This is a genomic window from Streptococcus orisratti DSM 15617 (genome assembly GCF_000380105.1).
Taxonomy (GTDB): domain Bacteria; phylum Bacillota; class Bacilli; order Lactobacillales; family Streptococcaceae; genus Streptococcus; species Streptococcus orisratti.
This window is the reverse complement of the sequence record NZ_KB904502.1, coordinates 1-8,493: the sequence shown is the minus strand read 5'-3', so window position 1 is coordinate 8,493 and position 8,493 is coordinate 1. Positions and strand designations below refer to the sequence as shown.

Annotated in this window: 9 protein-coding genes; 3 read left to right on the top strand and 6 right to left on the bottom strand. The window is 37.3% G+C overall.

Features of this window, described 5'->3' with window-relative positions:
• Nucleotides 1-276: 276 nt before the first annotated feature.
• From A3I7_RS0109940 to ccpA, 4 genes are all read right to left on the bottom strand, one after another.
• Nucleotides 277-657, bottom strand: a complete 381-nt coding sequence (locus A3I7_RS0109940; protein ID WP_018376617.1) for a hypothetical protein — start codon at nucleotides 655-657, stop codon at nucleotides 277-279.
• A 12-nt stretch (nucleotides 658-669) separates the two neighbouring features.
• Nucleotides 670-2,004, bottom strand: coding sequence for a glycosyltransferase family 4 protein (locus A3I7_RS0109935; protein WP_018376616.1), 1,335 nt, complete (start codon nucleotides 2,002-2,004; stop codon nucleotides 670-672).
• A 5-nt stretch (nucleotides 2,005-2,009) separates the two neighbouring features.
• Nucleotides 2,010-3,008 carry an LTA glycolipid anchor biosynthesis glycosyltransferase, IagA/BgsA family gene (locus A3I7_RS0109930; RefSeq protein WP_018376615.1) on the bottom strand — a complete coding sequence of 333 codons (999 nt, stop codon included), beginning with the start codon at nucleotides 3,006-3,008 and terminating at the stop codon, nucleotides 2,010-2,012.
• 300 nt (nucleotides 3,009-3,308) lie between these two features.
• Nucleotides 3,309-4,310 carry a catabolite control protein A gene (ccpA, locus tag A3I7_RS0109925; RefSeq protein ID WP_018376614.1) on the bottom strand — a complete coding sequence of 334 codons (1,002 nt, stop codon included), beginning with the start codon at nucleotides 4,308-4,310 and terminating at the stop codon, nucleotides 3,309-3,311.
• 223 nt (nucleotides 4,311-4,533) lie between these two features.
• Here ccpA and A3I7_RS0109920 point away from each other — a divergent pair, with 223 nt between their 5' ends.
• The 3 genes from A3I7_RS0109920 to A3I7_RS0109910 are packed head-to-tail and all read left to right on the top strand — an operon-like array spanning nucleotide 4,534 to nucleotide 6,995.
• Nucleotides 4,534-5,619, top strand: a complete 1,086-nt coding sequence (locus A3I7_RS0109920; protein WP_018376613.1) for a M24 family metallopeptidase — start codon at nucleotides 4,534-4,536, stop codon at nucleotides 5,617-5,619.
• 3 nt (nucleotides 5,620-5,622) lie between these two features.
• Nucleotides 5,623-6,117 carry an NAD(+) diphosphatase gene (locus A3I7_RS0109915; RefSeq protein WP_018376612.1) on the top strand — a complete coding sequence of 165 codons (495 nt, stop codon included), beginning with the start codon at nucleotides 5,623-5,625 and terminating at the stop codon, nucleotides 6,115-6,117.
• Nucleotides 6,117-6,995 carry a LysR family transcriptional regulator gene (locus A3I7_RS0109910; RefSeq protein ID WP_018376611.1) on the top strand — a complete coding sequence of 293 codons (879 nt, stop codon included), beginning with the start codon at nucleotides 6,117-6,119 and terminating at the stop codon, nucleotides 6,993-6,995. The genes A3I7_RS0109915 and A3I7_RS0109910 overlap by 1 nt, the downstream gene beginning before the upstream one ends.
• Nucleotides 6,996-7,051: 56 nt before the next feature.
• Here A3I7_RS0109910 and A3I7_RS0109905 read toward each other — a convergent pair whose 3' ends face one another.
• Together A3I7_RS0109905 and A3I7_RS0109900 are read right to left on the bottom strand one after the other, a co-directional pair.
• Nucleotides 7,052-7,504 (bottom strand): hypothetical protein, encoded by a 453-nt coding sequence (locus A3I7_RS0109905; protein WP_018376610.1) that lies wholly within the window; start codon nucleotides 7,502-7,504, stop codon nucleotides 7,052-7,054.
• A gap of 171 nt (nucleotides 7,505-7,675) precedes the next feature.
• On the bottom strand, nucleotides 7,676-8,493 hold an 818-nt coding region (locus A3I7_RS0109900), incomplete at its 5' end, for a tyrosine-type recombinase/integrase (protein ID WP_018376260.1).

Genomic DNA, 8,493 nt, shown 5'->3' with positions numbered 1-8,493 from the left:
ATCCCCTCGATTACTAGATAAATAATCGCTAGTTTTATCAAAAAATAATTTCAAAATAGAAAGGAACTTGTCCCATCCCAAATTCCAGATAACTAGAACTTACTTTGAGACGCCTCAGAGCCAGTAACTTTAGTGTACTCTTTTTTTCAACTATTTCAAGCCTAAAACACCCTTGAATCTGCATTTTAGGCAAAAACAGAACTTAGTCTGAGACTAAATTCTGTTGGTTTTATGCAGTTTTCTCAGAGTAACTTCTGGAAGGACGGGAACTAGAACTTACTTTGAGAATTTACCATAACTATGAATAAAGCCTCCAACGCAAAGGGCAAATAAGGAAAGCAAACCATAAATCAAAAGATAAACTTCAATGCCTGCTGAATTGGTAAAAAAGTAATAGTAACCCATTGTGGGTAAAAATGAGAAGATAATAACGATTGGAAACAGCCAGTTAACTCCATTTATCAAGCCATAAATAAAGGAGATTGAAGCAACAACCAACGGATTAAAGAAGAAAATACTGCTAACAAGCCAGTTCTTATAAGTCATATCATCATAGGATAATATCCCTAACATTGTCAACAACAAATAAACTTGTGCACTCCAAAAAGATAAGATAGGTAAAATGAGATAAGGAAAAATTTGCAAGAGTTTCTTCATGTATACAGTCTCTTAATCTAAAAAATCACGAACAATTTCTATCAAATGTTTTGGAGCCTTAACGACTTTCACAGAAGTCATAGCAGTTGCCTTGACAGCTTGACTTGGTAAACTGATAGCTGTCTTTGCTAGTTTGATGGAACGATCTGTTTTAGAACCTTTCACAGTCAAAGAAAACTTCTCTTTTTTCTTACTCTTCTCAGAAATGAGAACATCTAAATAAAAGGCATAGACAGATTTTCCAAAGTGCTCTGCTGAAATCGTATAAAGTTTTTCCTGATGTTTTTTGGCATCCATCACGGGCGTCTCAGCAATAGCGTCCAAGATGGCATCAGCCAAATCCTCTTCCCTGTAAAAGAGCGTACCAAACATCTTGTCATCAATCAAATCATCCAAATAGGGATTGCCATGAGCAATAACTGGCGTACCGCTAGCTAGACTTTCAGTATAAGTTAGCCCCTGCGTCTCACTGGTTGAGGCACTGATAAAGAAATCTGCAGCGCGATAATAAACAGCCACATCCTCATGATTTACCATACCAGTAAAAACGACCTTACTTTCAATGTCAAGTTCTTTCGCCAAAACTTTCAAATCATCCAAGTATGGGCCATCTCCGACTACTACTAGTTTGACTTTAGGATTTTCCGTTAATACCTCTGGAAAATGGCTGAGCACCGCTTGGATATTTTTCTCAGAAGAAATCCGTGACAAACTCAAAAGCATGGTTTCATCGTTAGCGATACCAAGATCTACTCTTAAACTATCTATGTCTTTTTGGCTAATATCGTCACGCAAGTAATCCTCTAATTTAATCCCTGTCGGAATAACACGTTTAGGAATCTTGATATGATAATCATCCAGCAAATTAAGGACAATACGAGAAGGACAAATCACACCGTCCAAGTCGTTTAGAAATCCGCGCACGATATACTTTACCATACTTGGTTTGATGAGTTTTCCATTGGCGATATACTCAACATAATCTTCATACTGAGTATGATAGGTATGTACAACTGGGATACGTAGGGCAGCTGCAACCATTTTCCCCAACAAACCTACACTAAACTCGGTCTGGGTATGAATCAGTTCTAACTTGTACTGCTTTGCAATCTTATAAGAAGAAATAAGACCACGATAAACCACCCGACGATCAGTAAAAGAAATAAAAGGGACACTAGGTAGACGAATAATAGTCGGATCTTCATAACGCTTGACTTTTTTGTCTGTTGTCGTAAAGACATAAACCTCGTGCCCTTGCTTTTCCAACTCCTCCTTAAGCGTTCGAATACTGGTCGCAACGCCTGAAACTTGTGGAAAATAAGTATCTGTGAATAATCCAATTCTCATTTCAATTAAAGCTCCATTACCTTTTCATAAACCTCAGCAAGCTGATGAGCAACTTTATCAAAACTTCGACTTTCAGCTACTGCATACCCTGCTTCTGTTTTATTACTTTTTCCAGCCAATATATTTTCCAATGCCTCAACAAAACCATCTACATCAGCGGCCAAATCGGCTGACTCGTTATCAATCCAACCATGATAAACAGGTATATCACGTAAAACAGTATGTTGGTGGCTAGCAAGTGATTCTAAAACAACAATTCCTTCTGTCTCCTCTCTACTTGGAAAGAAGAAGGCGTCACTGCCAGACATTGCTCCCTCAAAAACATCTCCCTTAATATAACCAGCAAAAGTCACGTTTGAAGGATGATTTTTTTTAACAATCTGACGCACCTTGTGCGGAATGACCCACTTACTGGTTTCCCCGAACCAGATAAAACGAACATCAGGCATTTTTTCAGCCACTTTAACAAAATCATCTATACCTTTTCGAATGAAGTATAGTCCAGCGCACATCACTACCTTTTGACCGACTTGAATGTCAAAATAATCTCGAAAGGCTTTTTCTTTATCTGGATTTGAACCGTATTTAGACAAATCAATACCATTAGAGACTGGAAATATAGGAGTCTCAATACCGTAATTTTCAATCAACTTTTTTGAATACTCCGTTGGGGTAATGATGGCATCTGCTTGACGGTAAAAATGACAAAGATAGTACCTAAACAAAGGTGCTATCTGATTGGAAAAGATGAAAGAATTTCGGAAATCTTCTTCTGTCGAGTGACCATGCATGATAACTTTTTTACCGGCTTTTTTAGCCTTCTTCATCAGTTGCCAGCTTTTAAAACCATAGGTATTGATATGAACTAAATCGTAATCATCATTGGGATTGGTTGTGTAGTCTTGACCAACTAGATTCAAGGCGCGTTCTTGGTGTTTAATGGCACGTCCAATGCCAGATTTTCTCAAATAATTTTCAGCTTCTAAATATAATAGCACTTTCATACCATCTATTATAGCCTATTTCAAATCATTTTTCACTATCTGTAATAAAATTCAGTCCAAAGTCTTATAGTAAAAAGAAGTTGAACAAAGGTTCAACTTCAAGAGTGATACTTAATAAAAATCAGACTAGGTGACTCCGATGCAAATAACACTAAAATCAAATTAAGTCAACAGCGTCTGAATTTGATTTCAAAAAGTATAAATTTCATAAAGATTGAAGGCAATAACTCCTTCTATATACTCAGCCTCGCTAAAATAGCACAAGTATTCCTTCGTTAGAGGAATTCTTCTTCACTTTTCTTATTTTGTAGAACCTCGGCGATTAATTCCGTGGTTAAGCAAAATTTCTTTTTCCTCTAACTCTTCTTTGCCCATAATTTTTGTCAGCATACGCATGCTAACAGCTCCCAAGTCATAGACAGGTTGGCTAATTGAACTCAGATTTGGACGCGTGTACTGTGTAATTGGCGAATCGTTGCTAGTGAAAATTTCAAAATCTTCCGGAACTTTCTTGCCTGCTGCAAAGAGGCCATTCAACAAGCCTGCTGCCAACTCATCTTCTGCAACAATAGCCGCGGTTGCACCAGAATTAATCACGCGCTGTGCAAGATCGTAACCCTCTTGGTAACTGTAATTAGCTTCAAAAACAAGACCTTCTCTAAAATCAATCTTATTTTTCTTAAGAGCTTCTTTATAGCCAACGAGACGAACTTTGCCATTGATATCATCAATCAAAGGTCCTGAAACAAAAGCAATCTTATCATGATTTTCAGCTAAAATATCAACCACATCTGTCATTGCTGCTTTATAATCAATATTGACACTTGGTAATTGATGATCAAGGTCAACAGTCCCAGCAAGAACGATTGGTGTACGTGAACGTGAAAATTCAGCACGAATTTTATCCGTGAGATGATGCCCCATGAAGATAATGCCATCAACCTGTTTTGCAAACAAAGTATTGACTACGTTAACTTCTTTGTCGTCATCCTCATCGCTTGAGGCAAGAACAATATTGTATTTATACATAGCTGCAATATCATCAATTCCTTTAGCTAAGATTGAAAAGTAGCTATTAGCAATATTTGGAATCACAACACCAACAGTCGTAGTTTTCTTGCTGGCAAGACCACGGGCAACAGCATTTGGACGATAATCTAGACGATCAATCACTTCCAAAACTTTTTTTCGTGTGTTTTCTTTGACGTTTTTATTACCGTTGACTACTCGACTAACAGTTGCCATAGAGACTCCTGCTTCGCGGGCAACATCGTAAATCGTAATGGTATCATCAGTATTCATTTGGTTAGTCCTTTCTATTTGAAAATTACGCTTTCAAGTTTATTTTATCACCTTTTGGAAACACTTTCAAGTCAGAAATACTATTTTTTGAAAAAGTTTTCAAAAAAATCATTCAAAACTTGCTTTTTTTGTTTTTTCGTGAAAAAATAGTAATCGAAAATGTGTTGTGTTAACTAGAAATTAAACTAACGAGCATCTCTAATCAATAGAAAGAAGGCTATTTATGTCTAAATTATCACAAATTCGTGCTTACCTCAATCAAGAAGAAGCTAATATCGCTGTTTTTTCTGATCCTGTAACGGTTAATTATCTAACAGGTTTTTACTGTGATCCACATGAACGTCAAATGTTTTTGTTCGTTTACACAGATGATGCGCCTGTCCTTTTCGTTCCAGCACTTGAAGTCTCGCGTGCCTCTGCTTTCTTAGACTTCCCCGTTTTTGGTTATCAAGATGCTGAAAATCCTTGGGAAAAAATTAAGACCGTTCTTCCAACGACAGAAAGTAAGAAAATCTTTGCGGAATTTGACAATTTAAACGTGACAAAATTTCAAGGATTGCAAACTGTCTTTGATGGGCGTTTTGAAAACTTAACACCTTATGTTCAACGCATGCGTCTCATTAAGTCAGAAGATGAAATTGAAAAAATGATGATTGCTGGCAACTATGCTGATAAGGCTATGCAACTTGGTTTTGATAATATTTCACTTGACGTGACCGAAACCGACATTATTGCACAGATTGAATTCGGTATGAAAAGACAAGGTATCAGCCAAATGTCATTTGATACCATGGTATTGACTGGTAACAACGCTGCTAACCCACATGGCATTCCTGGAACAAACAAAATTGAAAATAATGCTTTGCTGTTATTTGACCTAGGTGTTGTAAGTAATGGCTACACATCTGACATGACACGTACGGTCGCTGTCGGTCAGCCTGACCAATTTAAAAGAGATATTTACCAACTTTGCTTAGAGGCTCAACTAACCGCTCAAGATTTCATCAAACCTGGCGTCACTGCAGCTGAGGTGGATGAAGCTGCTCGAAATGTTATTGAAAAAGCTGGTTATGGTGACTATTTCAATCATCGTCTTGGACATGGTTTGGGCATGGACGTGCACGAATTTCCATCTATCATGGCCGGCAATGATAGGATTATCGAGGAGGGTATGTGTTTCTCAGTTGAGCCTGGTATTTATATTCCTGGAAAAGTTGGTGTTCGTATTGAAGATTGTGGTCATGTCACAAAGTCTGGATTTGAAGTCTTTACGCAAACACCAAAAGAATTGCTTTACTTTGAAGGATAGGATATGACTTATCAAAAAATGATTTATTGTACTGACTGCGGTACTATGCTAACAGATAATTTTTTAGAGGGTGAAGGATACATCCCCTACTGTTCAAATTGTCAACGGTTTAGATTTCCCATTTTTAACACAGCTTGTAGCATGATTGTGCAAAATGAAAATAAGGATAAAATTCTTCTTATCAAGCAATATAACAAACCAGATTATATCTTAGTTGCTGGCTACATTTCTCAAGGGGAAGGTGCTGAGGAAACTGTCCGCCGTGAAATCAGAGAAGAACTCAATCTTGAGGTGACCACCTTACAGTTTAACCAAAGTCAATACTTTGAAAAATCCAACACCCTTATGCTGAACTTTGCGGTGACAGTCAAAGGAGAGATTAACCCCAATCATGAGATTGATGATTGGGATTGGTTTAGTATTGAGAAAGCAAGGGAGGCGATTAAAGATGGCAGTTTAGCCGAGCAATTTTTATTGGCTTATTTGGAGAAACTGTAATGAACATTCATCATCTTCGTGAGTTTATCACTCTGGCAGAGGTTCAAAATTATCTAGAAGCTGCCGAAGAACTCTTTATATCACAATCTACATTATCTAAGCATATTCAAGCACTTGAAAAAGAATTAGATGTTAGCTTGTTCTCACGTTCAACTAGACAAGTTCAACTGTCTCCTTACGGAAACATTTACCTTCCTTATGCTAAAAAAATTATTAAGGATTATGAAGAATCTTTATCTAAACTGGAACAATTCAAAAATGAATTACAGCAGACTATCACGATTGGTACTATTCCTATCATGGCATCATACGGTATCACCCATACGATTATGGAATTTCGTAAACGTTTTCCGCAAACGAAAGTAAAAGTGATTGAAGCAGATTCGCAACGTCTCATCAATATGCTTGACAATAACGAATGCGATATTGCTTTTATTCGTGATGACCATCAGGTGGATGTCGAGTTGAACGACATGCCTTTTGCTAGTGATTATCTTGTTGCTGTATTACCTAAGGCCCATCCATTAGCTAAAGAAACGTCCATCTCACTAAACTCTCTTGCTCATGAAAATTTTCTCTTCTTACAAAAAGGTACAATTTTATATGATTTGTCTGTAAAAGCCTGTCAGAAAGCTGGTTTTGAACCTTTTATTTCCTACACCGGAAAACGAGCCGAGAATATCATAGCCTTGGTTCAGGAAGGAATGGGAGTTTCTCTTCTAATGAGAAAACCGATTGCTTTTCTTAATCCAAAAGGGATAGCACTTGTCCCCATCACCCCTAAAATTCAAACTGAAATCAAGTTGTATCATTTAAAGAACCATCAGTTCACCCCAATCACCAAAGCCTTTATGGACTTTATCGCAGAACAAAAATGAAAAAGGACGGACAATTGTGATGATGTCACAATCACAATTGCCTATCCTTTTTTATTCTAAGAACGGCCGCCCTGGTAGCCTTCATTAATAAAGGTTTGCCATGGCCATCTCAAGTGCTCTTCCCAAGTGTCACCGAGAATGAAGCCAGATTTGACTGTCACATTGGTAACATCTTTTGGAGCTTTAATAGCTAATTCGGCTCGTGAATAAACTTTGGTGAATGTCACATCTTGTCCGTTTATACTTTTGACTTCTGTTTGATTGTACTGGCGCGTGAGATAGATAGTGTTATCAAGCAATTGAAGATTTGTATCAGTAGAGGCATCGTAGCTTGTCGCTGATGCTTCATCAACTAAGCTGCCACCATTTGCTTCTGAGTAATAGCGTGTTTTACCGTCTATTTCTGTAGATAAAGTATAAGTTGGAGCATTAAAAATCTGTTGCCAATTTTCTAGCCCATCTAAACCGTAGATTGTCCATGTTTGTGTGCCGGTCTGACCACCTGCCATAACATTATAAACATAAACACTAGCAATGCTGTAGTCATGCGAAATATCATCAACTTTGTATTTATCTTCAGTAAAGGTCTAATAATGTCTATTTTAGCGGTTGTAAACCCTGTTAAATCAAGGTTTGAGAACGAGTCGTATCTAATGTGTAGAGAAAAATGTAGAGATAAATCAAGCTGTTAATTTTGAAACTTTATCAAGATAAATATCCACTGCTCTAAATTTTTGCTTAGGTGCCAATTCAGCATAGGTGTCCATTGTCGTCGTGATAGACTTATGTCCCATTCTGATTTGCAATTCTTTCCAGTTTGCTCCAGCATTTAACATCAAAGAAGCGTGAGTGTGACGGAATAAGTGAAAACCATAATCAGGCAATCCTAGTGAGGACAGGCGCTTCTTGAGTGTAGCACGCTCATTTCTATCGCACATATAGTTTCCATAAATTGTTGGGAAAATTAAATCAGATTTGGGTAAGCCATGTTTTTCAAAATAAGCATTCATCTCATTGTGAAAATTAACTAAAGTAACAATTATTTCATTAGGAACAGGAATTCGCCTATTTCCAGCGTCGGTTTTTGGAGTTGGTTTACAAACCATCTCACCCTTTAAACCTAGCTTTTTATTTGCCCTTTTCCACATTAGAGTTTTATTTACGACAATTTCATTGGTTTCTATATCTAAATCATGAATCTCCAATGCTAGCAATTCATTGATACGGCAAGCTGAAGCAAGTAGGGTGTTGCAAATGACTTTGAACCTACGATTAGCTCGTGTATCTGGTAAATCTGATAAAAATTTTAACCAGTGTGATANATCTTCATCATGTAGTACCATAATTCGCTTCTTGTTTGCCTTTGGCTTTGGAGGAATTTTGATAGTCAATGCTGGATTCTTTAACAAACCATAGTTTGTTATCCCAAAGTCAAAAATATCGCTTAACTTATGAGCTACAGCTCCAAAATCTTTTGCCCTTCCTTTTTGAGCTCGTT